Source organism: Rheinheimera mesophila, from assembly GCF_000986865.1.
Taxonomy (GTDB): Bacteria; Pseudomonadota; Gammaproteobacteria; order Enterobacterales; family Alteromonadaceae; genus Pararheinheimera; species Pararheinheimera mesophila.
In genome coordinates, this window is the sequence record NZ_LAVS01000086.1 from 146,378 (window position 1) to 171,392 (window position 25,015).

The following is a 25,015-nucleotide window of genomic DNA, read 5'->3' on the forward strand; positions in this document are numbered from 1 at the left end:
TTTAATTCAGGGGTGGTTAGGGGCGTTCAAGTCGGCCATCCCTCTGTAGTGGAAGAGGAAGTTACATGTCTGATCATCGCTCTGATGGCGAGAAAAGCAGCAAGTTGTTGTATTGCTCTTTTTGCGGCAAATCACAACATGAAGTGCGCAAACTGATCGCAGGCCCGCAGGTCTATATCTGCGATGAATGTGTTGATTTGTGCAATGATATTATTCGCGAAGAAATCAAAGATATTTCGCCAAAACGCGACAGCAATAAATTGCCGGTGCCCAAAGAGATCCGTGCCCACCTGGACGATTACGTCATAGGTCAGGACCATGCGAAAAAAGTTCTGGCAGTGGCGGTCTACAACCACTACAAACGCTTACGCAGCATGCAGCATAAACAGGATGTTGAGCTGAGCAAAAGTAACATTCTGCTGATTGGTCCTACAGGCAGTGGTAAAACCTTATTGGCTGAAACCTTAGCCCGTTTGCTGGATGTGCCTTTTACCATGGCCGACGCCACTACTTTAACTGAAGCAGGTTATGTCGGTGAGGACGTCGAAAACATTATTCAGAAGTTATTGCAAAAATGCGATTACGATGTAGAAAAAGCCCAGCGTGGTATTGTTTATATCGACGAAATCGACAAAATTTCCCGTAAATCTGACAATCCGTCCATCACCCGGGACGTATCAGGTGAGGGCGTTCAGCAAGCGCTGTTAAAGCTGATTGAAGGCACTATCGCCTCAGTACCGCCTCAGGGCGGTCGTAAGCATCCACAGCAGGAGTTCTTGCAGGTTGATACCTCAAAAATTCTGTTTATCTGTGGTGGCGCTTTTGCCGGACTGGATAAAGTGATTGAACAGCGCTGCGCTAAAGGTTCAGGCATAGGTTTTGCTGCCGAAGTGCGTGCCACGTCACAAAGCCGCAGTCTGACCGAGAGTTTTAAAGATGTGGAACCGGAAGATTTAGTCAAATACGGTTTAATTCCAGAGTTTATTGGTCGTCTGCCTGTGGTTGCCACCTTAACTGAGCTGGATTTAGCTGCACTGATGCAAATCTTAAGTGAGCCGAAAAACGCCTTGGTGAAACAGTATGGCGCCTTATTCCAGATGGAAAATGTTGAGCTGGAGTTCCGCGAAGATGCGCTCAAAGCCATAGCGCAAAAAGCCATGGAGCGTAAAACCGGTGCCCGTGGGTTACGTTCTATCGTCGAAAATGTCTTGCTCGATACCATGTACGATTTACCGTCTATGGAGCATGTCAGCAAAGTGGTGATTGACGAAACAGTGATCCGTGGTGAGTCTCAACCCATATTGATCTATGAAACAGTAGAAGCGGCAGCTTCTGTGTAATTAAATAAGGGCCAGAGTACGATTAAGTCAGTGATTTAATTTTACTCCGGCCGCATTTTTACCGCGCTAACTCATTGAAGTGACATAAACAGCCCCCATATACTGTTCAATCGTGTCACCTGCAGTAAATAATTCGAGAGAGATTTCATGACAGTAGCAAAGACTGAACGTTTGCATATGCCGGTATTGGCATTAAGAGACGTGGTCGTCTATCCGCATATGGTGATCCCGCTGTTCGTTGGCCGGGCTAAATCCATCAAATGCCTGGATGCCGCGATGGAAAAAGAGAAACAAATCTTTTTAGTTGCGCAAAAAGACGCCACGCTGGATGACCCTAAAGATTCTGATCTGTATCAGGTAGGTACTGTCGCCACTATTTTGCAATTGCTGAAGCTTCCCGATGGCACAGTCAAAGTGCTGGTGGAGGGTGGCAAACGCGCTCAATTGGTTGAATTTACTGATACGGAAGACACCTTCGCCGCTTATGTGGATTTAATTCCGACACCGGAAATGGACAGCCGCGAGCAAGAAGTGATTTTACGCTCAGCGGTCAATCAGTTTGAGGGCTATATCAAACTGAATAAAAAGATCCCTCCTGAGGTGCTGACCGCACTGTCTGGCATAGATGATGCTGCACGTCTGGCAGATACCATGGCAGCGCACATGCCATTGAAGGTAGACGACAAGCAAAAGGTGTTAGAAATCATTGATGTGACGGAACGTTTAGAGTTCCTGATGGCGATGATGGAAAGCGAAATCGATATTCTGCAGGTCGAGCGCCGTATTCGCAGTCGCGTGAAAAAACAGATGGAAAAAAGTCAGCGCGAGTATTACCTGAATGAGCAAATGAAAGCCATTCAGCGTGAACTGGGCGAGCTGGAAGATACGCCGGATGAATTCGAAACTCTGTCGAAGAAAATTGAGCAGGCGCAAATGCCGGAGGAAGCCCGCACTAAAGCCACGGCTGAACTGCAGAAGTTAAAAATGATGTCACCTATGTCAGCCGAAGCCACTGTAGTGCGTAGCTACATCGACTGGCTGACTAATGTGCCATGGAAAAAACGCAGCAAGGTGAAAAAAGATCTGGCTGGCGCAGAGCGTATTCTGGACTCGGACCACTATGGTTTAGATAAAGTCAAAGAACGCATTCTGGAATATCTGGCGGTGCAGCAGCGCGTCAACAAATTAAAAGGCCCGATTTTATGTTTAGTCGGACCACCAGGCGTAGGTAAAACCTCACTGGGCCAGTCGGTGGCCAAAGCCACAGGCCGTAAATACGTGCGTATGGCCTTAGGTGGCGTGCGGGATGAAGCGGAAATCCGTGGTCACAGACGCACCTACATTGGCTCTATGCCCGGCAAAATCATTCAGAAAATGGCCAAAGTTGGCGTGCGTAACCCGCTGTTCTTGCTGGATGAAATTGACAAAATGGCGTCTGATTTCCGCGGTGATCCGGCGGCCGCTTTGCTGGAGGTGTTGGACCCTGAGCAAAACACCGCCTTCAGTGATCACTATCTGGAAGTGGATTACGACTTATCCGACGTGATGTTTTTTGCCACATCGAACAGCTTAAATATTCCGGCTGCTTTACTGGACCGGATGGAAGTGATTCGTTTAGCGGGCTACACCGAAGATGAGAAGCTGAATATTTCCAAACAGCATCTGATCAACAAACAAATTGAACGCAATGGCTTAAAGCCGCACGAAATTGAGATTGAAGACAGCGCTATTATCGGCATTATCCGCTATTACACCCGTGAAGCCGGTGTGCGTAGCTTAGAGCGTGAAATCTCCAAGTTATGCCGCAAAGCGGTAAAAAACATTCTGCTGGATAAAAACCTTAAAAAAGTCGTGATCAATCAGGACAATCTGGAAGAGTTTTTAGGGGTACAGCGCCATGATTATGGTAAAGCCGAAGACAGTAACCGCATCGGTCAGGTCACGGGCTTAGCCTGGACTTCTGTCGGTGGTGATTTACTGACCATTGAAGCTGCCGCTGTGGTAGGTAAAGGCAAGCTGACCTACACAGGCTCGTTGGGCGATGTGATGAAAGAGTCGATTCAGGCGGCCATGACCGTGGTTCGAAGCCGTGCTGAAAAGCTGCGTATTAACGAAGACTTTTACGAGAAGCGCGATATTCACGTGCACGTACCAGAAGGCGCCACACCAAAAGATGGTCCAAGCGCTGGTATAGCGATGGTAACAGCGCTGGTGTCTAGTTTAACCGGCAACCCGGTCAGGGCAGATGTGGCCATGACAGGTGAAATTACCCTGCGTGGTGAAGTTCTGCCTATAGGCGGCCTGAAAGAGAAACTGCTCGCAGCACACCGTGGTGGCATCAAACGGGTATTAATACCGCATGACAACGTACGGGATTTAAAAGATATTCCGGATAATGTCAAAGGCGATATCGAAATTCGTGCCGTGAAATGGATTGACGAAGTACTGGAATTGGCGCTGCAAGAGCCGCCAACGGGCATGTCGGTGCTTGAAGTGGAAAAAAATCCAGCAAAAAGCAAAAAAAGCGTAAAAAATCCGGCTTAGGGGCTTTTCAATTGCTCTGGCTGTGTTAAGTTATGGGCAGTTTCGACGCAGCCCTTGTCCTGCAAGGGTTGTGGCCTAACAGAAATTTTTGTAGAGCGTCGTTTTGTGCTTGCAAGCCCACAACAGGCTTGATATAACAAACACGCTACTACAACGAAGCAAATTACTGTAGTTGTTGAAAATAATAACAATTGAAGGGGATGATATTGTGAACAAGTCTCAACTTATCGACAAAATCGCTGCTGGTGCAGATATTTCTAAAGCGGCAGCTGGTCGTTCTCTGGACGCGTTCATCGACGCTGTTACTGAGGCTCTTAAGGAAGGCGATTCAGTAGCCTTAGTTGGTTTTGGTACATTTGCAGTTCGCGAGCGCGCTGCACGTTCAGGCCGTAATCCACAAACTGGTGAAACTATCCAAATCGCTTCTGCGAAAATTCCTTCGTTCAAGCCAGGTAAAGCGCTGAAAGACAGCGTAAACTAAGCTGAACGCCTGGCTGACCGGCCAGGCCTATGAAGCTGATGGTTCTGTCTGGATCCGAGTGTTCCCGACAGAAAAAGCAAGACGCATTAAGCCTGACGCTGCCACAGCTTTTATGAAAAAGGCGTATCTGCTAAGATGCGCTTTTTTTTTAAGACAACCAAAAGTTGCCAAAAGAGACGTAGATACAATGTTAGAAAAGATCAGAGATGGTTCGCAGGGCATGATCGCCAAAGTCATTCTTGGTTTTGTGATCCTGACGTTCGCTTTAGCCGGGGTTGGCAGTTATCTTGGCAACACCAGCGAAGTGCCTGTTGCCACAGTCAACGGCGATGAAATCACCAAAGTGCAGTTTGATACCGCTTACCAAAACGAAAGAGCCAGAATGCAGCAGCAGTTTGGTGAGATGTTTGGCATGTTGTCAGCGGACAGCAACTACATGAATAATTTCCGCAGTTCTGTACTGGAAAAATTAATTGACGAACAACTGCAGCGTCAGTTGGTGACTCAATTAGATTTAATGGTGAGCGATGAGGTGTTACGTGACACTATCCGCTCTATGCCAGAATTTCAGGTGGACGGTGTGTTTAATAATGACCGTTACATCGCACTTTTGCGTCAAAACGGCTACGAGCCGAACCAATTCCGCGATTATTTACGCGCGCAAATGTCCGCCAATCAGTTGGTAGTGGGGTTAGCGGGTTCAGAATTTGCGACTGTGTCCGAAATGCAATTATTGTCTAAATTACAGCAACAAAGTCGTGATATTCAGTACGCTGTATTAAAAGCGGCTGATTTTGCTTCCGCTGTTGAAATTAATGACCAGTTGCTGCAGGACTATTACCAAAGCAATACTAATCAGTTTGTCTCACCTGAAACTGTCGCTGTGGATTATGTGCAGTTAATAGCCGCTGATATAGCCAAGACTATTACAGTGGCTGACGCTGATCTGCAAGCCTATTACGATGCCAATCAGGCGCGTTATCAGACCGAAGAGCGTCGCCGTGTCTCGCATATCCTGTTAGAGTCTGCTGAAGACAATGCCGAGATCAAGGCCAAAGCAGAGGCCTTAGCGGCTCAGCTACAACAAGGTGCTGATTTTGCCGAGCTGGCAAAAACCCAATCTGCCGATACTTTTTCTGCCGAGAAGGGCGGTGATTTGGATTTCATCGAAAAAGGTGTGATGGATGCTGAATTCGAAAAAGCGGCTTATGCCCTAGCGAAAACAGGCGATATCAGCCCAGTGGTGAAAACTGAGTTTGGTTATCACATTATCAAGCTGACCGATATCCAGCCGGGCTCCGTAAAAGCTTTTGCTGATGTAAAAGAACAAATTCTGGCGACTGTGAAAGAAGAAAAAGCGGCAGAGAAATTTACTGAGTTGCAGCAGTTGTTAGGCGAGAAGAGTTTTGAGATTGCCGACAGCCTGCAAGAAGCTGCAGAAGCGGTCGGTATGAAAGTAGTCTCTGTGCCTGCCTTTAGCCGCGCCAATGCACCCGCTGAATTAACAGCCCCCAAAGTACTGGAAACTTTGTTCTCAGAAGACTTTATCAGTGCCGGTGTTAACAGCGATGTGATTGAAGTGGCTCCACAGCATGTGGTGGTGGTGCGGGTGAATGCACATCAGCCGGAAACCACCAAGAAGCTTGAAGAAGTCAAAGAACAGGTAAAAGCGGCGGTGATCGCAACCAAGAGCTCGGAGCTGGCCAAAGCAAAAGCCGAAGCTTTGTTGGCGGAAGTCGTTGCTGGTAAGTCTTTAGCTGATGTGGTTGCCGCTGCGAAGCTGCCACTTGAGACTAAGGCTGCCGTGACCCGTTTTGGTGGTGATATCGACTCAGATATCCGTACTAAAGCCTTTGAACTGGCAAAACCTACTGAAGCTCAACCTGTTACTGTGGCGATGTTAAATCTGGCCTCTGGTGATGCGGCGTTAGTCGCGGTCACTAAAGTGACAGAGACTGAAGTCACAACCAAGCCGCCGGTTGAGCAGTTGCAGCAGTTTGCTGAGCAGAAAGCACAAAGCAGTTTTGGCGCTTTATTGGCTGCGTTAAAAGCCAATGCCGACATAACCCGCTCCTTACCTGCGGCAGCGGCTGACGAGTAATCAGGCTTATCAGAACTAAAAAAACCAACCGCAAGGTTGGTTTTTTGTTTTCTGTCGTTTCAGCTAAGTCGTTAACTTTGTGCGCTTTTAATCAGCTTTTTACTGTAATCGTGCTGTGGATTGCTGAACACCTCATGAGTTTGGCCGTAGTCCAGGGCTTTGCCCTGATGCAATACCAACATGCTGTCGCTGATATGCCGCACCAGCCGCAGGTGGTTGGTGATCAGCAAATAGGATAAACCAGTATTTTTTTGCAGTTCCAGTAACAGGTTTACAATCTGAGCCCTTAGCGATGGATCCAGTGCTGTTAAGGCTTCATCCAGTATCAACAGCTTCGGATCCATAATCAGGGCTCTGGCCAGCGCTACACGCTGTAATTGGCCGCCTGAGAACATATGAGGATAATAATCCGCATGCTCTTCCATTAAACCTAATTGCTGCAGGGTCTGATGAATTTTATCCTGACGCTGTTCTTCATCCAGTTGCGTGCTGTATCGCAATACATCATCCAGCATTTGTCCTACTTTCTGATGCGGGTTTAACGAACGGGCAGGGTCCTGAAAGATGTAACGAATGACGTGATTGTATTTTTTATAGTCACTGATGGTGACCGCTTCACCCTCCAGCAATATTTCACCGCTGTCCGGTGTTTCTATGCCGACCAGTAATTTGGCCAGTGTACTTTTGCCTGAGCCGGTTTCACCGACTATCGCCAGGGTTTGACCAGGGTACAGGCTAAAACTGATATCTGACAACGCCTGAATGGTTTTACGGCCAAAGATACCCTGGGCTTTCTGATAACTTTTATACAGTTGGCGGATTTCCAATAAAGGCGTGGTCATCATTTCTTACCCTGCAGTGGAAAATGGCAACTGAAATAGTGGTTTTGTAAGCGATCCAGCACTGGTGTTTTGACACATTCCTTACGCGCATTGGGGCAACGAGGCCCTAAACGACAGCCTATCGGCAAGTGTTGCAAGGTTGGAATACTGCCAGGCAACGCATACAACGGCTGTTTACTGGCAAGATCTGGCTGAAACTCCGGCACGCTTTTAATCAATGCATCAGTGTAAGGATGCAAAGGTTGTTTCAAAATAGTGGCTGTCTCACCAGCTTCGACCAACTGACCGCAATACAGCACGCTTAAGGTTTGGGTGTTACGGGCTACCGTTTCCAGCTCGTGGCTGATCAGTAAAATAGACATGCCTTTGAGCTGATTAAAGCTGGCTAATAAACGAAATAACTGTGCCTGAGTGGTACTTTCCAGTGCTGTGGTGGGTTCATCGGCAATCAAAAGCTTGGGCTTTTTTGCAATCGCCATAGCAATCATGATTTTTTGGCAGACCCCTTCAGGTAGCTGGTAAGGGTAGGAGTTAAAAATCGCCTGATGGTCGCGGATCCCGACTTTATGTAGCAAAGCTATGGCTTTTTTCCGACGCTCGAATGGCCGGCCCCACCAACTGCTTTCCAGTTCTGAATCCGGGATAGACTCAATAAGCTGTTCCAGTATAGGAGCGGTTGGATCCATACTGCGGCTGGGTTCCTGATAAATCATCGCGATATCACGGCCTATGATTTTACGCTGTTCTTCATAGGAGAGCCGGAGCAAATCCTGACCTGCCCAACTGAAACGGTCTGCGGTGATATGCCACCTTTTATTCAGCACCCCAACTATGGCTTTGGCGATTAAACTTTTGCCTGAGCCAGACTCACCCACCAGGCCACGGATTTCGCCTTCTCTTATGGTCAGATTGACTCTGTCGACAGCGCGAATTAAGCCTTCAGCAGTCTCCAGCTCTATCGTCAGGTTTTTTATATCAAGCAAAATCATCAGTTTTCCCGCCGCTTTTTCATCGCTGTCCGTAAGCCGTCACCTACCAGGTTTACGGACAACACTGCAGCAAAAACTAAGATACCCGGCAAAGCTATGGCCCAGGGCGCCAGATAAATTAAATCCAGCGCATCAGCGATCATTACCCCCCATTCTGAGGTAGGCGCTTGTGCACCTAAGCCTAAAAAGCCCAAAGCGGCTATGTCCAGAATAGCGGTTGAAAGTGCCATGGTCGCCATCACAGTTATATGCTCCCAGATATTCGGCAAAACAGCGTAACGCAACACCTGCCAGTTCGAAGCACCGTCCAACCGATACGCCGCGACAAAATCCTGTTTTAAGGTGTCTTGTATCGCATTGCGGATGCCATGCACGAACTGCGGTAACAGCGCCAGCATAATGGCCCAGGTGGTGTTCCACAGTCCAGGGCCTAATACCGCCACTATAATGATGGCCAGCAGCAGAGAGGGGATAGTTAATGCCAAATCCAATACATGATTAAAAATACTGGATTTAACACCTTTACTCATGCCTGCCATAGCACCCAAAGCCAAGCCCATCAGCAGGGCTCCCATCACAGTCACCAGCGCGATACCGAAGGTGTAGGTCGCACCTTTCATCAGACGCGACATCAAATCGCGGCCTAAATCATCGGTACCAAATGGATATTGCACTAACCCCTGATCGCTCCAGGAAGGGGCCAGTAACAGCAGATCCGGATTTTGCACATAAGGATTATGTGGCGTGATCAGCGGTGCAAACAACGTCAACAACAGGAAAAAAGCAAACATCACCAGTCCAAACACTGCTGCATGCTGGCGCTGGAATTGCTGCCAGAGCTGGGTTAAGGGCCCGCGATTTTGTTCCTCGAAATACAGCCGGAATTTTTTCATTTATGCTTTCCTGGCCAGTGGATTAAACAAGGTATGCAGAATTTCTGTCAGCATATTCACGACGATCACTAAACAGGACACCACCAATAAACCGCCCTGAATAGCCGGATAATTACGCTGATAGATACTATCCAGCAGCCATTGGCCTATGCCCGGCCAGGAAAAGATCACTTCGGTGATCATGGCAAGGGTGATCAGAGTGCTAAACTGCAGACCAATTTGTCGGATCACAGGCAAGAGTGCATTACGTAAGCCATGGTGATACAACACCTCAAAGCGGCTTAAGCCTTTGGCCCGGGCTGTTTTTATATAACTTTGCTCCAGCACCGCCAGCATAGAATCGCGGGTGAAACGGATCATCACAGTCGTTGGATAAGTGGCCAGCACTATGGCCGGTAACAACAAATGCCGAAAAGCGTCCTGACTGGCTTCGGATTTATAGTCAATATCAGACAACCAGATATCCGGTAACATAAAACCTGTAGTGGTTGGAATGTCAAATAACACGCTAATCCGTCCTGCTGTTGGCAATACGCCTAAGGTCAGCGAAAACAACATGATCAGCAGTAGCGCCCACCAGAAAATAGGAATGGAGTAGGCCACCAGCGTGACTGCAGAAATCAGTTTGCCAAACACACTATCGGCCTTGACCGCGGCAAATAATCCCAGAGGGATGCCCAATACAAAAGATAAAATCAACGCGTAGCTGGCCAGTTCCAGTGTGGCTGGAAATACAGCGATAATTTCAGATAACACTGGTTGTTGGCTGGAAAATGATAAGCCCCATTCACCATCCAGAATACGGTTCACATAGGCTATGTATTGCTGCAACAAAGATTGGTCCAGCGCATAATACTGAATCAACTGCTGCCGTTGTTCCGGCTGAATATCGGTCAGGCCGGAGATGTTATTCAGCACTTCACCCGGGAACAGATAACTTAAACTAAAAGCCAATACAGTTAAGGCGACAAAAACAAATCCTATTAAAAAAGCACGGCGTAAAAAATAATGCAGCATCATAAGGATTTTCTCGCTGCGGCCATCGAAATACCGCCGTAGGGGTTAATGGTGACCCCTGTGACTTTGACACTTTTGGCCTGAAAACGTTTGGAGTGAGCAATACTGACCAATGGCATTTGCTCGTCCAGATAAAGCTGGGCTGTTAAATAGAAGCTGCGTCTTTGTTTTACATCTGCGGTTAACAAGGCCTGATTAATCAGTGTATCAAAGTTAGGATCGCACCAATTGGCCCTGTTACTGCCTGATTGGGCGGCGCTGCAGCTTAACAGTGGCCGGAAGAAATTATCCGGATCGGCGTTGTCAGCCGACCAGCCAATCAACACTGAATCATGCTCAAATTCTGACAGCTTACGTCTGAAACTGTTCCACTCAAACGACACTATGCTGGCCCGGACGCCAATTTTGGCTAAATCTGCTTGCATCAGTTCGGCCATCTTTAATGCGTTTGGGTTGTACAAACGTTGTACTGGCATAGCCCAGATATCCATACGAAACCCATTGGGGTAGCCAGCCTGAGCTAATAACTCTTTGGCTTTGACCGGATCATACTGCTGCTCAGGCAAGTCATGGTAAAAAGCCCAGGAGGTCGGGGGCAGCAGAGTTTTCGCTTTATCTGCATAACCAAAATAAACAGCTTCTAAAATCGCATCTTTGTTAATGGCATAGGCCAGCGCTTTTCGTACCAGCACATTATCAAAAGGTGCCTTTTGGGTGTTAAACGCCCAGAATCCGACATTCATGCTGATCTGACTTTGGACTTCGACATCAGGCCGCTCGGTGATGAGTTTCAGCTCTGCGTTACGCGGATAAGCCACTACATCACATTCATGGGTTAATAATTTGGCCATACGTTTGGCGTTGTCTGGCACTAAATCAAAGACCAATTGGGTCAGTTCAGTTTTACCCCGCCAGTATTCAGGATGACGGTAATAACGGATAAACTGATCCTTTTTATATTCTTTAAAGAAAAAAGGTCCTGTGCCAACCGGACGTTGATCCAACAGCTCAGGAGTACCCTGTTTGAGCAGTTGTTCGGCGTATTCGGCAGATAAAATAGCCGCAAAATCAGTAGCCAGATTGGATAAAAATGAGCTGTCGGGCCTGGTCAGTTCAAAACGTACAGTGGTGGAGTTTTCTGCTACCACAGAGCTAACCAGAGAGCCCCAGTCCACACTTTGAAAGTAGGGGTAACTGGCACCGCCGATCTGATGGTAGGGATGTTCAGTTTGTAAAATACGATTAAAAGTAAAAGTCACATCCTCTGCATTCAGAGGCCGGCCCGGAGAAAAAAAAGCTGTGTGGTGGAACTGCACGTCTGGCCGTAAAGTAAACCAATAAGATTTACCATCCGGACTTAAACGCCATGCGGTGGCTAATGCGGGCAACAATTCCCCTGTCGCCGGGTCAATGTCCAGCAGGCGGTCATAAAGCTGCTGACTAATTGCATCAATAGTAGTGCCTGAGGTGACCCGTTGCGGGTTAAAACTCTCTGGAGAGCCTTCGGCGCAGTACACCATACCTTGCTGGATAGTTTCCGGGATATCAGGCTGACAGGCACTGAGTATCAAGAGTGAGCCACAAGGTACCATCAGGCTCAGTAAGGCTTTGATCATTGTTGGCTGTCCAGCAGTTTGTACTTTTTCATATAACCACGTAACTGATGATAGGTCAGATTCAATGCTTCAGCGGTTTTCTTCTGATTAAACTGACAGGCAGCCAGCGCCTGTTTGATCAAATTCATTTCAAAGTTTTCCGACAAGACTTTAAAGTCCTGCACTTGATTGAATTCAAAAGCAGAAGCTGGGTTGACTGTGCTTGGCTGATTATCGCTGCTTTGCTCTTTATTGGCTACCACTGCTTTATCTGCCTGTGGCTTACGGTCCACAGTACGCACCCGGGTTCTGGGGCGAAATGGCGATTCAAAAGGGTCCAACTGAATGTGATGCACCGGCACATAAGGATTATTAGTGCGGTAGACGCTGCGCTCCACCACGTTTTTCAGCTCCCGCACATTACCCGGCCAATCATAGTCTAACAGCGTACGTTTGGCCTTTTCGCTAAAGCCGCTAAAGAGTTCAAACCCCAGCTCGCGTGCCATATTAACGGCAAAATGTTCGGCCAGCACCAGAATATCTTCTTGTCTTTCCCGCATCGGGGGCAGAGTAATCACATCAAAGGCCAGCCGGTCCAGCAAATCAGCACGAAATTCGCCCTGTTCAGCCATCGAAGGTAAATCTTCGTTTGTCGCGCATATTAAACGCACATCCACTTTGACCGAACGACTGCCACCGACCCGCTCAAATTCGCCATATTCAATCACCCGTAATAATTTCTCCTGCACCATAGCGGGTGTATTGGCAAGTTCATCCAAAAACAAAGTTCCGCCATTCGCGCGCTCAAAGCGTCCCTCGTGACGTTTCGCTGCGCCTGTAAAGGCACCGGCTTCATGGCCAAAGAGCTCACTTTCCAGCAGATTCTCGTTCAGCGCCGCGCAGTTAAGCGTTAAATAGTTTTGATCCCAGCGCTGGGACAGGTAATGTAGACGGGCTGCGATCAGCTCCTTACCTGTGCCTCGCTCTCCGATGATCAGTACAGGTTTGTGCAAAGGTGCGATTTGCGACACCTGGTCCAATACGTTTAAAAAGCTGTTGGATTGGCCTATTAAATTGTCTTGTTGAAAACTTCTGCTCATCTGGGGTCACGAAGTGGTGAAATTAACTAATAAGTAGTGTATTTCATAACATGAACTTGGCATAGTCTTTTTGTGATATAAATAAATTGCATATAAAACAATGATTTAAATTATTTTGGCAAGTTGGCAAGAAACCTGAATAGATAATAGCGAATCCAACAAGTCATTTAGAGGTAAAACAGTATGGGTATCTTCTCTCGCTTTTCAGATATCGTAAATTCCAACATCAATGCTTTATTAGATAAAGCAGAAGATCCGGAAAAAATGGTCCGCCTGATTATTCAGGAAATGGAAGACACATTGGTTGAAGTACGTTCAACCTCAGCCAAAACCATTGCAGAGAAAAAAGAACTTCAACGTGTGGTGGCTAAGTTAGAAGCAGAAGTCGCCGACTGGCAAGCCAAAGCTGAGCTGGCCTTAAGCAAAGAACGTGAAGACTTAGCCCGTGCTGCGCTGATTGAACGCCAGAAAGCGGCTGACCAGGCTGCAGCAGTGGCTGCCGACATTACTCATTTGGATGAGCATGTCAGCAAGCTGCAGGATGAAGTAGCTCAGCTTCAGGATAAGCTGGCGGATGCCAAGGCCCGTCAGAAAGCCATGCTGATGCGCCAGAAAACAGTATCATCCCGTTTGGATGTAAAACGCACCTTAGACAGCACTCGTTTAAACGATGCCATGTACAAGTTTGAGCGTTATGAGCAAAAAATCGATTCACTGGAAGCTCAGGTTGAATCCTACGATTTAGGCAAAAAGACCTTAAAAGATGAGTTTGCAGAATTGGCCTCATCTGACAAAATCGATAACGAACTGGCTGAATTAAAAGCTAAAATGTCTAAAAAAGATAACGCCTGATCATCAGGCGTTGTAGGAGCTAAAAATGGAAATTAGTGAGGTCATTGGTATACCGTTCATCCTGTTCATGATTTTTGTCGCACCGCTGTGGGTCTTTATGCACTACAGAAGTAAAAACAAAATTGGTGAAGGTTTGGGTGACAGTGAACTGGCTCAACTGAATGAGTTGTCTCATCGCGCCGAAAAAATGGCAGACCGCATCAAAACGCTGGAAGCGATTTTAGATGCGGAGTCACCGAAGTGGAGAGAGAAACATGACTAAAATACGCAAAGAGCTGTTGCGGGATGACCGCAACGGCAAACTGGCCGGAGTCTGTGCTGGTATTGCAGACTACTTCGGCTGGGAAGTCTGGTTAGTGCGCTTGATTGTCGTCACTTCGGTGCTGTTGGGTTTAGGTGGGTTATTACCGGTATTGTATGTAGCTGCCTGGTTTATTCTGGAAAAAAAATCAGTGCATGAAGCGAAAAAAGGCCTGACTGAACCTTCCTACGATGAACGGCCAGTGGAAGTTAAAACCAGAGTATGGCAACGTGGCGAAGCACCAAAATCAGCGCTGCACCACCTGACCAATCAATTTAACAGTCTGGAATTACGTTTACGCGACATGGAAACTCATGTCACCTCTGCCAAGTTTCAACTGAACAGAGAACTCAGCAAGTTATAGTTTAAGTACAGAGCAACTCTGTCGAAAACACACCCACTAGGAACACTGCATGGATTGGTTAACAAAGGCGCGCTGGCACTCAGAACAACTGGCAAAGCGCACCTTTCACCGTCAGCTCAGATTAGGTGTGACCGGCTTAAGCGGCGCAGGAAAAACTGCGCTGTTAACCGCCATAGTGCACCAACTTACTCAAAGCAACGCCACACAGTTGCCCTTTTTTTCTGTGATGCAGCAGCGCTGGCTAGGCGCACGTATTGATGATAATCAGTTGCCCCAGTTACCGCGTTTTGCTTTTGAAAAAAATTTAAGTTATCTGCAGCAGCAGCCTGCCCGCTGGCCGCCATCAACAGTACGCTGGAGTCAACTGACCTTAACGTTGCGTTATCGACCTGGATCGGGTTTACGGGCCCGTTTTCAGGAGCATCAGGAAACTGAACTGGTGCTGGTGGATTATCCTGGTGAGTGGCTGCTGGATTTACCCATGCTGCAGCAAAGTTATCAAGAGTGGTGTGAACAAAGCTGGTCACTCTTTGCTCAACCCCATAGAGCTGCTACCGCAGAGAGTTTTAGGCAGCGCCTGCAGGCCATTGATTTAAATGATACCTCAGTGCTTTTTGTGCAGGAGCTGTGTGCTGAATACAGCCATTTACTGCAACAATTCCGCGACCTGGCTGGTGCGTATTTAAATCAACCAGGCCGATTGCTGGTGCCCGGTGAATTTGCTGGTACACCTTTGTTGCAACTGCTGCCGTTGTTACCGGAACAACTGGTACAAGGTGGCGCGCTGGTGGATTTGATGCAAAAGCATTTTATCAGCTACCAGACGCAGGTGATTGAACCTTTTTACCGCCAGTATTTTTCCGGGTTAGACCGTCAGGTGGTTCTGGTGGATATTCTGGGGGCACTCAATGCCGGTGAATCGGCACTTTTGGAGCTGAAACAAAGTTTGTTGCTGATTTTACAAAGTTTTGATTATGGCCCTGAGCATTGGCTGCGGCGTATTTTTAAACCAAGGATCAGTAAAGTGTTGTTTGCGGCCAGTAAGGCGGACCATGTGACCCCGGATCAGCATCAGGCGCTGACGTTGTTATTGCAGCAACTTCTGCTGCAGCATCTGCAGAGTGTGAAGTTTCAGCTTTGCCCTTACGAAGTGATGGCCATAGCGGCCATTAAAGCCAGTGAGGCAGGTTTTGTGAAACAAAATGGTGTGCAGCAGGCTTGTTTACGCGGTTTTAGTGCCGAGACAGCAGAGGCGCTGACCTATTATCCGGGCGATGTACCTCGCTACTGGCCAGATCATCAGCTTTTTAGCGCGCATCAGTTTGAATTTCAGCAACTTTCGCCTTTGCCATGGCCTAAACAGCAACTGCTGCAACATATCCGTTTGGATCACCTGCTGGAGTACCTGCTAGGAGATAAATTGACATGACTGATCTAAAACAAGCCAAACGCTTTAAGGACGCTGATTTTATCGGCTCTGAGCAGGACTCAGGGCTGCCGATGACGAAGGCTGTGCAGTTTGACCCGGCAGATTTTTCGGTTGAACCCCAAGCTGAGCCTGCACCGGCAAAATCAGGGCGTCTATCTGCGTTCGTCTGGGCTGGGCTGTGTAGTGTGGTGTTATTAGTGGCTGTGGCTTTGTACAGCGCTGTAACCACTATCGGGCAGGCTTTTACCGCTCCGGGGATCAGTACTGTGCTGAACGCCCTGTTCTGTGCGGCTTTACTCATCTTCGGCGGTCTGCTGGTGGTGCGTGAATGGCGTTTGTGGCGACGACTTGCCAAAACCCGCAGTTGGCAGCAGGCGCATCAGCGTATTCATGCCAGTATTCAATACGGTGAAGCCGAACAACTTTGTCTGGATATTGCCGCTGTATTACCTGAATCAACCAAACAGGATGTGGCAGATTGGAAAGTACAAAAAAAGCCAGAGCACAGCGATCAGGAGCTGTTGGATTTGTTTGAACTGACTGTACTGAACAAGGCGGATGCAAAAGTACGTCAGCAAATTCATCAAGCCTCTGCTGATGCTGCTATGGCCGTGGCTATCAGTCCTTTTGCTCTGGCTGACATGCTTTTGGTGCTGTGGCGCACCAGCAAATTATTGCGGCAAATGGCTGAAACTTATGGTGCCTCTTTAGGGCAACTGCGCAGTCTGCTGTTAATCAAAAGGCTATTTGCGGCCTTGTTATGGGCGGGAAGTTCAGAGCTGGCGCTGGACCTGGGCTCTGATATGCTGGGCGCTGAACTGACCGGCAAATTATCGATGCGGGCAGGGCAGGGCTTAATAGCGGGTATGCTGGTGGCTCGTTTAGGTTTAGCCGCGCAGCAGCTATTACGGCCTTTGCCTTTAGCGCAACATCAAAAGCTGAGCCTGCTGGATTTAAGCAAAGCCTTAGTGCGCCGTTTACTCGGCAAGGCCGAATCGTTGTCAACTTAACGCTACATCTCCTGTTATTTCTACTGCAACTGACGGTGCTGCCACAGACCGTCAGATGTCTATATGCCTTGTCGCTGATATAACCTTTTGTTTAGATAAAATAAAAAAACGCATAACAAGTAAATACATACCCAAAGTAATTGGTGTTGCAACCAGGCGACAAGCGAGCGAGACCCCATAAGCATAGTTGTGCTATGTGAATGGGGCGAGGAGTGCGGTCAACAACGCTGCAGCTTCAAGTACGAAGGGTATCCAGCAACAGGTGTTTTATGAGTAAGCAGTACAGTCATCCGGATACAGTATGTATCCACGCCGGAAAAACCGGTTTAAACCCCCACGGCGCTTTAGCGACGCCTTTGTACCAGACCTCTACTTTTGTTTTTGACAGCGCCGAACAAGGCGCAGCGCGTTTTGCTGGTGAAGAGCCGGGTTACATTTACACCCGTTTAGGCAATCCCACCACACGAGAGCTGGAGCTGAAAGTTGCAGCATTAGAAGGCATGGAGGATGCCGCGGCGACAGCCACTGGCATGGGCGCTGTTGCTGCTGCCACCATGGCTTTTTTACAACAAGGCGATCATTTGATCGCCAGTAAAGCTATTTATGGCTGCAGCTTTGCACTGTTTAATCATCAGTTTGCCCGCTACGGCATCGAGGTCAGTTTTGTTGATATGACAGACCATGAGGCGATCAAACAAGCGCTTCAAGCTAACACCAAAATGATCTTTGCCGAAACGCCCATCAACCCGACGTTGACTGTGCTGGATTTAGACTTTATCGGGCGCTTTGCTAAGCAGCACCGCTTGGTTTCGGTGATCGACAATACCTTCCTGACGCCTTTACTGCAAAAACCAGCCGACTACGGCATCGACCTGATTTTGCATAGCGCAACCAAATACCTGAACGGCCATGGCGATGTAGTGGCTGGCATTATTGTCGGCAGCACTGAGCACATTACCCAGATTAAGCTGACGACCCTCAAAGATATGGGGGCCACCATTAGCCCGCATGATGCCTGGCTGATTATCCGAGGCTTAAAAACCTTGTCGGTGCGGATGGAGAGGCATTGTCAGAATGCGCAAAAAGTAGCGGAATTCCTCGAAGCTCATCCGGCGGTAGGACAGGTCTATTACCCTGGGCTAAAGTCGCATCCTGGCTATAAATTTATTGGCAAACAAATGAAAGCAGCAGGCGGTGTGCTGGCGTTTGAGCTCAAGGGTAGTCTGGATGATGGTCGTTATTTTATTAATCAATGTAAGTTGTTTAGTCTGGCGGTGAGTCTTGGTGATGCGGAGTCGCTGATTCAGCATCCGGCTTCTATGACGCACAGCCCCTACAGCGCTGAAGAGCGACAGATGGCTGGTATCAGCGATGGTTTAATCCGTATTTCGGTGGGGCTTGAGCATGTCGAGGATCTGATTGCAGACCTGACGCAGGCGCTGAGTCTGATGCAGCAAAAGCAGCAGAGGAGCCCCTTGTCGTTGTAACCATTGCTTTACAAAAATAGCAGAGTTGACGTTCACGTCAACTCGACCATGGGTTAACAGTCGTTGTCCAATCCTCTAGTATCGGCCGCAACTAAAAGGTTGATCCAACCGTGATGAGATCGAAACAACAGGGTGCTATGAGCAAATCAAGTCAATATGTGTCGCACCAGTCGGATGAACATGGCTTTATTCACTGGTCGGCAGAAGAGAATCAAATCTGGTCTGAGTTAATGCAGCGTCAGCTATCCTGCATTGAGGGCAAAGCCTGTGATGAATACCTGGATGGACTGAAAAAACTCAACTTGCCATTGGATCGTATTCCGCAGCTCTCTGAGATTAATGCGGTGCTGCAGCCTGCGACTGGCTGGAAAGTGACCGAAGTACCTGCACTGATCAGCTTCGATCGCTTTTTCCAACTGTTAGCCAACAAAGAGTTCCCTGTTGCAACCTTTATTCGCTGCAGAGAAGAGTTTGATTATCTGCAGGAACCCGATGTTTTCCATGAAATTTTTGGTCACTGCGCCATGCTAACCCACCCGGCTTTTGCTGAATTTACCCATACCTACGGCAAATTGGGCTTAGCAGCGAGCAAAGAAGACAGGGTATATCTGGCACGTCTGTACTGGTTTACTATCGAGTTTGGTTTGTTAACTACCAAGGACGGCTTGCGCATCTACGGCGGCGGTATTTTATCCTCGCCCGGTGAAACACAATACGCTATAGGCTCTGATATTCCAGAGCGCAAAGCTTTTGATGTCGTCGATGTACTGCGTACCCCTTATCGCATCGATATTATGCAGCCCGTGTATTTTATGATTAACTCCATCAATGATTTGTTTGATGTGTCACAACTGGATTTGATGGCGATGGTTCAACAAGCCAAAGCCCTGGGCTTACATGCTCCTAAATTTCCGCCTAAAGAAAAAAAGGCCAGCTAACAGCGGCCCATCACAGAGAATTAAAAAATGTCTGAATTAAAACAAGCCAAATGTGAAGCCTGTCGTGCTGATGCTCCGAGGGTATCGGATGACGAATTAGCTCAGTTGATGCATCAGATCCCAGACTGGACGCCAGTCGTGCGCGACGGTATTTTGCAATTGGAACGCGAGTTCAAGTTTAAGAATTTTAAGCTGGCCTGGGCCTTTCATCAGAAAGTGGCGCAGTTAGCGGAAGACGAAGGTCACCACCCAGCCTTGTTGCTGGAATGGGGCAAGTTAACAGTCACCTGGTGGTCGCACTCGATTAAAGGCTTGCATAAAAACGACTTTATCTGCGCTGCTAAAACAGATGCATTGTTAGCGTCTTAACACCGACCTTGATGGCCTGCCTCTGCAGGCCTTTTCTTTGTTGGTCCTTACTCCCTCTATACCCGTTATACCCCCATACCCCAAAGTAATTGATGTTGCAGCAAGGCGACAAGTGAAAGAGTCCCCATGAACATAGTTGTCCTATGTGTAATTGGATTGAAGCGAGAATGCGCAAGTCACGCTAAAAGTGATGTGTTCAACCTATTGGGGCGATAGAGCGCAGACAACGCCGCTGCGGCTTCAAGTACGAAGGGGTTGTGCATATTTCTTTACAAATAATACTGGTCTGCCCGAGCCTCTTTACCGTATGATTAAACCTAAGCAGAAGCATGAGGTGGTTTTGTATCATGAGGTTAGAAATTCATTGCCAGGACCGACTGGGGATCACTCAGGAAGTGCTGAATATCCTGGTGGGTTATCAGTTGGATTTGCGTGGTATTGAGGTTGATCCGACTCTCGGCCGGATTTTTGTGTCTTTTCCGACTGTTGAATTTGAAAAGTTTCAGGAGCTGATGGCGAAAATCCGCCGTATTCCTGGTGTAGACGACGTCAAAACCACAGCTTTTATGCCGTCTGAGCGTGAACACAACGAATTGTGTACCTTATTGCGCACTTTGCCTGATGGCATCATCGCCGTTGACACCCGTGCTAATGTCACCATTATCAATGAAGCTGCGCTGGAGGCCCTGTCAATGGAGCGCAGTGCCATTGAAGGTCAGTCGCTCACCGCTATGGTCAAAGGTTTTAATTTAAGCCGCTGGCTGGAGAGTGAGGATGTACTGGCACAAACCCGCAAGGTAGAAATTCAAAATAAACGTTTTATTGCTGATTTATTGCCCGTGCTGGTACCGGATGATTCTGGCAAAGATATTCTGGCTGGTGCTGTACTGAACCTGAAATCTGAAAGCCGCTTAGGCGAGCAGATGGTGGTGTTCAAAAAAGGCGATCAGGAAAGTTTTAACAACCTGCATGCCCATAGCAATTTAATGCGTAAAGTGGTGCGTGAAGCGAAAAAAATGGCTCAGTTAGACGCCCCCATTCTGATCATGGGTGAGACTGGCACGGGCAAAGAAGTACTGGCTCGCGCCTGCCATGCGGCCAGTAGTAGAACAGGTAAACCTTTTTTAGCGGTCAACGTCGCGGCCATGCCGGATTTAGTCGCTGAGTCAGAGCTTTTTGGTCATGGCCCTAACGCCTTTCCCGGCGCCAGTGAGGCGAAAAAAGGTATTTTTGAGCAGGCCAACAAAGGCACTGTGTTCCTTGACGAAGTCGGCGAGATGTCGCGTGAGCTGCAAACCAAGCTGATCCGTTTTTTGCAGGATGGCAGTTTCCGTCGGGTGGGGGATGAAAATGAAGTCAAAGTCGATGTGCGGGTGATTTGCACCACACAAAAAGACTTACCTGCCATGGTGCAGGAAGGTAAATTCCGCGAAGATTTATTCTATCGCCTGAACGTGCTGACCCTGACGTTGCCGCCGCTACGTGAACGTAAACAGGACGTGGTTCCTCTTGCTGAGTTTTTTATTGCCCGTTTTGCCGCCCGTTTGGGTCGCAAAGCGCCAAAACTGACCGACTCCTGTGCCAATTTTCTGCAGCACTACCCCTGGCCTGGCAATGTGCGTCAGTTAGAAAATGCTTTATACCGCGCTGTGACTTTACTTGAAGGGTACGAGCTGGATAAAGAGCATATGCAGCTCCCCAGTTACACCAGCGACTTTGGTTATCTGGAAAAAGACTTTGACGGCACCCTGGATGAAGCGGTGCGAAATTTTGAAGCTGATTTGCTCAGAAAACTTTATCCGGCTTATCCAAGCTCACGTCAATTGGCGAAAAAACTGGGGTTAAGTCATACCGCTGTTGCGAATAAATTGCGTGAATATGGTATTAACCGCAAGAGCGTAAAAATTTAAATACGTATTGTGTGATTTGCTCTACAAATAAAAGGCCCTAAAGCTCGTTTTAGGGCCTTTTTGCTTCATATTTAAGCGAAATGATGTTTTTGTCAGGTTTTATGTACAAAACAGGCCTTTTTAAGCGGTTTAGTCATCCTTCGGGCCGCTCTTTCTTTTTTTTCCGGCAAGCGCAAGATAAGCACAAATGTGCCTAATTTTGTCTGGAGACTTTTATGTTTGACCCTATTAACCCTTTGGGTACCGACGGTTTTGAGTTTGTTGAATACACTGCCGCCACAGCGCAGGGTATTGCAGATCTGAAGCAGCTATTTAAGTCGTTAGGTTTTACTGAAGTGGCCAAACACCGCTCAAAAGAAGCCTGGTTATACAAACAAGGTGATGTGAATTTTATTGTGAACGGTCAGCCAAATTCCCAGGCGGAGCAATTTGCTGCTGAACATGGTCCAAGCGTTTGCGCTATGGCTTTCCGGGTCAAAGACGCCGCAGAGGCTTTAAAACACGCAGTGGCGAACGGCGCTAAGCCGTATCAGAATCAGGTCGGCCCTATGGAACTGAATATCCCTGCAGTCTATGGTATCGGCAGCAGCCTGCTGTATTTTGTTGACCGTTATGGCCAGAATTCTGTCTACGATGTTGATTTTAAGTTCCATGATAACTGGCAGTCCGAAATGGCAAAAAATCAGGTGGGTTTAGAAGTCATCGATCACCTGACCCATAACGTACGTCGCGGCAATATGGCGGTTTGGGCTGGTTTTTATGAGCGCATCGGCAATTTCCGCGAAATCCGTTATTTTGACATTGAAGGCAAGCTAACAGGCTTGGTGTCGAAGGCGATGACAGCGCCGTGTGGCAAAATCCGCATTCCAATCAACGAATCTTCAGATGATAAGTCTCAGATTGAAGAATTTATCCGTGAATACAAAGGTGAAGGCATCCAGCATATAGCGCTGACCACAGATAATATTTACGAGACAGTGCGCACTTTACGCCAGCGGGGTATGGACTTTATGCCAACCCCTGATACCTATTACGAGCGTGTGAACGCCCGGGTGGAAGGCCATACTGAAGATCTGGAACAGTTAAAGCAGTTGCGTATTCTGATCGACGGTGCGCCAATGAAAGACGGTATTTTATTGCAGATTTTTACCCAAACTGTGATCGGCCCTGTATTCTTTGAAATCATTCAACGTAAAGGCAATGAAGGTTTTGGCGAAGGCAACTTTAAAGCTTTGTTTGAATCCATTGAAGAAGATCAAATCCGCCGTGGAGTGATTTAACTATGCGTAAATGGGCGTCTTTTCCGCTAAAAGAAGGCGAGATTTCCCGTCAGGCTCATGCTGATTTTCCGGACAGAGCCATCTATGAGCGTGAAGTCGGTCGCAGTGGCTTTTTCGGCCCGGCAACCCATTTCCATCACACCCATGCGCCAACCGGCTGGAGTGACTGGGAAGGGCCGTTAAAACCACGTTTGTACAACTTTAACAACATAGCGGGTAATCAAAACGTGTCGCCATGGCAAGTGCCGACTTTATTGCACAATGCACACTGTAAAATGCGCACCTGGCGTTTAACAGAGTCGATGGATTATCTGGTGCGGAATGCCGACGGTGATGAGCTACTGTTTGTCCACGAGGGGGCGGCAGAGCTGTTTTGTGACTATGGTCATTTAACCTTGCGAGATGGCGATTATGTGGTGATCCCACGTTCGACTATGTGGCGGTTAGAAGTCACGGAGCCGCTATTTTTGCTGATGATTGAAGCGACCAATGATTCTTTCCAGCTACCGGAAAAAGGTTTGGTCGGCAATCATGCGATTTTTGATGCGGCCATGATCGACACGCCAAAAATAGATGAGGCCTTCAAAGCGCAGTACAGCGAGCAGCAAAGTAAGGTGCAGGTGAAACGTCACGGTGAGGTCTCGGTTATTACTTATCCCTATAATCCACTGGACGCCATTGGCTGGCACGGTGATTTGGCGGTGATGCGGATCAACTGGCGTGATATCCGGCCTTTAATGAGCCACAGATACCACTTACCACCATCGGCGCACACCACTTTTGTCGCACAACGTTTTGTGGTCTGTACTTTTGTGCCTCGTCCTATCGAAAGCGATCCGGGCGCATTAAAAGTGCCGTTTTACCACAACAATGACGACTACGACGAAGTGCTGTTTTACCATGCAGGGGATTTTTTCAGCCGCGACAATATTGAACGTGGCATGGTGACTTTCCATCCGGCAGGGTTTACTCATGGACCGCATCCAAAAGCCTTTGCGGCAGGTCGTGAGTATAAAAAGAAATTCACCGACGAAGTAGCTGTGATGCTGGATACCCGCGATGCGCTTTCTGTCGGCGACGCGGCTTTAGCCACGGAAAACCCGGACTATGTGAATAGCTGGAAAGTCAAACCGGCTGCTGTGTAAGGATTAAAAATGAAGTTAGCAAGTTTAAAAAACGGCCAGCGTGATGGCCAGCTCGTGGTGGTCAGTCGTGATTTGTGCCGTTGCGTCGCTGTATCGCATATTGCCGCTACGCTGCAGCAGGCCTTGGATCAGTGGTCTGTAACAGCTCCGCAGTTAGCTGAAGTCTATCAGGCACTGAACACTGGCTCAGTGCAAGGCGAACAGGTTTTTGATCAGGCACAGTGCGAATCGCCTTTGCCGCGCGCTTATCAGTGGGCAGACGGCAGCGCTTATGTCAATCATGTCGAGTTAGTACGCCGTGCCCGTAACTCAGAAATGCCACCAAGCTTTTGGACTGATCCTTTAATGTATCAGGGCGGCTCAGACGACTTTATTGGTCCACGCGATGCAATTGAAGTGGTCAGCGAAGACTATGGTATTGATTTTGAAGCTGAAGTGGCTGTGATCACCGACGATGTGCCTATGGCCATCAGTGCTGAAGAAGCCCGGCATAAAATCCGTCTGGTGATGCTGGTCAACGACGTATCGTTACGGGGGTTAATCCCGAATGAACTGGCAAAGGGCTTTGGTTTCTTTCAATCCAAACCAGCCTCTGCGTTTAGCCCAGTCGCGGTAACACCGGATGAATTAGGCGCTGACTGGCAGGATGCCAAGTTACACTTGCCATTAGTGTCGCATTTGAACGGTAAGCTGTTTGGCAAACCAAACGCTGGGGTGGATATGACCTTTGATTTTGGTCAACTGGTGGCTCATGCCGCAAAAACCCGCAATTTAGGTGCCGGTGCTGTGATTGGTTCCGGCACTGTGTCCAACAAACAAGGCACAGACTACGGCACGTCCATTGATGAAGGCGGTTTGGGCTACAGTTGTATCGCTGAAATCCGGATGATTGAAACCATCCGGGATGGCGCACCTAAAACATCCTTTATGAAGTTTGGTGACAGCATTCGGATTGAAATGCTGGATAAAGCGGGCCACTCCATCTTTGGTGCTATAGAGCAAAAGGTAGTGAAATACGGCGCTTAATT

At 48.1% G+C, this 25,015-nt stretch carries 22 protein-coding genes; 16 read left to right on the forward strand and 6 right to left on the reverse strand.

All coding sequences use genetic code 11. From position 1 onward, the window contains the following. The first annotated feature begins 65 nt into the window (after positions 1-65). The 4 genes from clpX to ppiD all read left to right on the forward strand — a co-directional run bounded on the left by clpX (position 66) and on the right by ppiD (position 6,466). Entirely contained in the window at positions 66-1,340 is a 1,275-nt protein-coding gene (clpX, locus tag SD53_RS13390; RefSeq protein ID WP_046520687.1) for an ATP-dependent protease ATP-binding subunit ClpX, read from the forward strand. Positions 1,341-1,487: 147 nt separating this feature from the next. Further along, entirely contained in the window at positions 1,488-3,884 is a 2,397-nt protein-coding gene (gene lon, locus SD53_RS13395; RefSeq protein ID WP_046520688.1) for an endopeptidase La, read from the forward strand. A 208-nt stretch (positions 3,885-4,092) separates the two neighbouring features. Next, positions 4,093-4,365: a nucleoid-associated protein HU-beta gene (gene hupB / locus SD53_RS13400; protein WP_008898812.1), complete on the forward strand. Its 273-nt coding sequence runs from the start codon at positions 4,093-4,095 to the stop codon at positions 4,363-4,365. Between the two features lie 187 nt (positions 4,366-4,552). Beyond that, on the forward strand, positions 4,553-6,466 hold the full coding sequence (gene ppiD / locus SD53_RS13405) for a peptidylprolyl isomerase (RefSeq protein ID WP_046520824.1): 1,914 nt from the start codon (positions 4,553-4,555) through the stop codon (positions 6,464-6,466). 71 nt (positions 6,467-6,537) lie between these two features. Here the strand turns inward: ppiD and SD53_RS13410 are convergent, their stop codons facing one another. The 6 genes from SD53_RS13410 to pspF are packed head-to-tail and all read right to left on the reverse strand — an operon-like array spanning position 6,538 to position 12,902. After that, positions 6,538-7,311, reverse strand: coding sequence for an ATP-binding cassette domain-containing protein (locus SD53_RS13410; protein ID WP_241481805.1), 774 nt, complete (start codon positions 7,309-7,311; stop codon positions 6,538-6,540). Beyond that, positions 7,308-8,297 carry a peptide ABC transporter ATP-binding protein gene (locus SD53_RS13415; protein ID WP_046520689.1) on the reverse strand — a complete coding sequence of 330 codons (990 nt, stop codon included), beginning with the start codon at positions 8,295-8,297 and terminating at the stop codon, positions 7,308-7,310. The genes SD53_RS13410 and SD53_RS13415 overlap by 4 nt, the downstream gene beginning before the upstream one ends. Then, the gene (locus SD53_RS13420) at positions 8,297-9,190 is read right to left on the reverse strand and encodes an ABC transporter permease subunit (RefSeq protein WP_046520690.1); all 894 of its coding nucleotides are present in this window, start codon (positions 9,188-9,190) and stop codon (positions 8,297-8,299) included. Before SD53_RS13420 ends, SD53_RS13415 begins: the two co-directional genes overlap by 1 nt. Continuing rightward, positions 9,191-10,210, reverse strand: a complete 1,020-nt coding sequence (locus SD53_RS13425; RefSeq protein WP_206539940.1) for an ABC transporter permease — start codon at positions 10,208-10,210, stop codon at positions 9,191-9,193. After that, positions 10,207-11,823: an ABC transporter substrate-binding protein SapA gene (gene sapA, locus SD53_RS13430; protein ID WP_046520691.1), complete on the reverse strand. Its 1,617-nt coding sequence runs from the start codon at positions 11,821-11,823 to the stop codon at positions 10,207-10,209. The genes SD53_RS13425 and sapA overlap by 4 nt, the downstream gene beginning before the upstream one ends. Beyond that, positions 11,820-12,902, reverse strand: coding sequence for a phage shock protein operon transcriptional activator (gene pspF / locus SD53_RS13435; protein ID WP_046520692.1), 1,083 nt, complete (start codon positions 12,900-12,902; stop codon positions 11,820-11,822). The genes sapA and pspF overlap by 4 nt, the downstream gene beginning before the upstream one ends. A 183-nt stretch (positions 12,903-13,085) precedes the next feature. Between pspF and pspA the strand changes: the two genes are divergently transcribed. The 12 genes from pspA to SD53_RS13495 all read left to right on the forward strand — a co-directional run bounded on the left by pspA (position 13,086) and on the right by SD53_RS13495 (position 25,013). After that, entirely contained in the window at positions 13,086-13,754 is a 669-nt protein-coding gene (gene pspA, locus SD53_RS13440; protein ID WP_046520693.1) for a phage shock protein PspA, read from the forward strand. Positions 13,755-13,779: 25 nt separating this feature from the next. Next, entirely contained in the window at positions 13,780-14,016 is a 237-nt protein-coding gene (gene pspB, locus SD53_RS13445; protein WP_008898263.1) for an envelope stress response membrane protein PspB, read from the forward strand. Beyond that, on the forward strand, positions 14,009-14,419 hold the full coding sequence (gene pspC, locus SD53_RS13450) for an envelope stress response membrane protein PspC (RefSeq protein ID WP_046520694.1): 411 nt from the start codon (positions 14,009-14,011) through the stop codon (positions 14,417-14,419). Before pspB ends, pspC begins: the two co-directional genes overlap by 8 nt. A gap of 49 nt (positions 14,420-14,468) precedes the next feature. Further along, complete coding sequence (locus tag SD53_RS13455; protein ID WP_046520695.1) at positions 14,469-15,848, forward strand: YcjX family protein; 1,380 nt, start codon at positions 14,469-14,471, stop codon at positions 15,846-15,848. Next, positions 15,845-16,858, forward strand: a complete 1,014-nt coding sequence (locus SD53_RS13460; RefSeq protein WP_046520696.1) for a TIGR01620 family protein — start codon at positions 15,845-15,847, stop codon at positions 16,856-16,858. The genes SD53_RS13455 and SD53_RS13460 overlap by 4 nt, the downstream gene beginning before the upstream one ends. A gap of 269 nt (positions 16,859-17,127) precedes the next feature. After that, the gene (gene megL, locus SD53_RS13465) at positions 17,128-18,345 is read left to right on the forward strand and encodes a methionine gamma-lyase (RefSeq protein ID WP_046520697.1); all 1,218 of its coding nucleotides are present in this window, start codon (positions 17,128-17,130) and stop codon (positions 18,343-18,345) included. 137 nt (positions 18,346-18,482) lie between these two features. Beyond that, on the forward strand, positions 18,483-19,283 hold the full coding sequence (gene phhA, locus SD53_RS13470) for a phenylalanine 4-monooxygenase (protein ID WP_046520698.1): 801 nt from the start codon (positions 18,483-18,485) through the stop codon (positions 19,281-19,283). A 27-nt stretch (positions 19,284-19,310) separates the two neighbouring features. Continuing rightward, positions 19,311-19,652 (forward strand): 4a-hydroxytetrahydrobiopterin dehydratase, encoded by a 342-nt coding sequence (locus tag SD53_RS13475; RefSeq protein ID WP_046520699.1) that lies wholly within the window; start codon positions 19,311-19,313, stop codon positions 19,650-19,652. A gap of 347 nt (positions 19,653-19,999) precedes the next feature. Further along, positions 20,000-21,562 (forward strand): transcriptional regulator TyrR, encoded by a 1,563-nt coding sequence (gene tyrR, locus SD53_RS13480; protein WP_046520700.1) that lies wholly within the window; start codon positions 20,000-20,002, stop codon positions 21,560-21,562. Between the two features lie 215 nt (positions 21,563-21,777). Continuing rightward, the gene (gene hppD, locus SD53_RS13485; RefSeq protein WP_046520701.1) at positions 21,778-22,842 is read left to right on the forward strand and encodes a 4-hydroxyphenylpyruvate dioxygenase; all 1,065 of its coding nucleotides are present in this window, start codon (positions 21,778-21,780) and stop codon (positions 22,840-22,842) included. A 2-nt stretch (positions 22,843-22,844) separates the two neighbouring features. Beyond that, positions 22,845-23,987 carry a homogentisate 1,2-dioxygenase gene (locus tag SD53_RS13490; RefSeq protein WP_046520702.1) on the forward strand — a complete coding sequence of 381 codons (1,143 nt, stop codon included), beginning with the start codon at positions 22,845-22,847 and terminating at the stop codon, positions 23,985-23,987. A 9-nt stretch (positions 23,988-23,996) separates the two neighbouring features. Beyond that, positions 23,997-25,013, forward strand: coding sequence for a fumarylacetoacetate hydrolase family protein (locus SD53_RS13495; RefSeq protein WP_046520703.1), 1,017 nt, complete (start codon positions 23,997-23,999; stop codon positions 25,011-25,013). Positions 25,014-25,015 lie beyond the last annotated feature (2 nt).

Excerpts from the sequence above, each read along its gene's own strand:
- clpX (WP_046520687.1), top strand. The coding sequence starts at position 66 with ATGTCTGATCATCGCTCTGATGGCGAGAAAAGCAGCAAGTTGTTGTAT.
- lon (WP_046520688.1), top strand. The coding sequence starts at position 1,488 with ATGACAGTAGCAAAGACTGAACGTTTGCATATGCCGGTATTGGCATTA.
- ppiD (WP_046520824.1), top strand. The coding sequence starts at position 4,553 with ATGTTAGAAAAGATCAGAGATGGTTCGCAGGGCATGATCGCCAAAGTC.
- SD53_RS13410 (WP_241481805.1), bottom strand. The coding sequence starts at position 7,311 with ATGATGACCACGCCTTTATTGGAAATCCGCCAACTGTATAAAAGTTAT.
- SD53_RS13415 (WP_046520689.1), bottom strand. The coding sequence starts at position 8,297 with ATGATTTTGCTTGATATAAAAAACCTGACGATAGAGCTGGAGACTGCT.
- SD53_RS13420 (WP_046520690.1), bottom strand. The coding sequence starts at position 9,190 with ATGAAAAAATTCCGGCTGTATTTCGAGGAACAAAATCGCGGGCCCTTA.
- SD53_RS13425 (WP_206539940.1), bottom strand. The coding sequence starts at position 10,210 with ATGATGCTGCATTATTTTTTACGCCGTGCTTTTTTAATAGGATTTGTT.
- sapA (WP_046520691.1), bottom strand. The coding sequence starts at position 11,823 with ATGATCAAAGCCTTACTGAGCCTGATGGTACCTTGTGGCTCACTCTTG.
- pspF (WP_046520692.1), bottom strand. The coding sequence starts at position 12,902 with ATGAGCAGAAGTTTTCAACAAGACAATTTAATAGGCCAATCCAACAGC.
- pspA (WP_046520693.1), top strand. The coding sequence starts at position 13,086 with ATGGGTATCTTCTCTCGCTTTTCAGATATCGTAAATTCCAACATCAAT.
- pspB (WP_008898263.1), top strand. The coding sequence starts at position 13,780 with ATGGAAATTAGTGAGGTCATTGGTATACCGTTCATCCTGTTCATGATT.
- pspC (WP_046520694.1), top strand. The coding sequence starts at position 14,009 with ATGACTAAAATACGCAAAGAGCTGTTGCGGGATGACCGCAACGGCAAA.
- SD53_RS13455 (WP_046520695.1), top strand. The coding sequence starts at position 14,469 with ATGGATTGGTTAACAAAGGCGCGCTGGCACTCAGAACAACTGGCAAAG.
- SD53_RS13460 (WP_046520696.1), top strand. The coding sequence starts at position 15,845 with ATGACTGATCTAAAACAAGCCAAACGCTTTAAGGACGCTGATTTTATC.
- megL (WP_046520697.1), top strand. The coding sequence starts at position 17,128 with ATGAGTAAGCAGTACAGTCATCCGGATACAGTATGTATCCACGCCGGA.
- phhA (WP_046520698.1), top strand. The coding sequence starts at position 18,483 with ATGAGCAAATCAAGTCAATATGTGTCGCACCAGTCGGATGAACATGGC.
- SD53_RS13475 (WP_046520699.1), top strand. The coding sequence starts at position 19,311 with ATGTCTGAATTAAAACAAGCCAAATGTGAAGCCTGTCGTGCTGATGCT.
- tyrR (WP_046520700.1), top strand. The coding sequence starts at position 20,000 with ATGAGGTTAGAAATTCATTGCCAGGACCGACTGGGGATCACTCAGGAA.
- hppD (WP_046520701.1), top strand. The coding sequence starts at position 21,778 with ATGTTTGACCCTATTAACCCTTTGGGTACCGACGGTTTTGAGTTTGTT.
- SD53_RS13490 (WP_046520702.1), top strand. The coding sequence starts at position 22,845 with ATGCGTAAATGGGCGTCTTTTCCGCTAAAAGAAGGCGAGATTTCCCGT.
- SD53_RS13495 (WP_046520703.1), top strand. The coding sequence starts at position 23,997 with ATGAAGTTAGCAAGTTTAAAAAACGGCCAGCGTGATGGCCAGCTCGTG.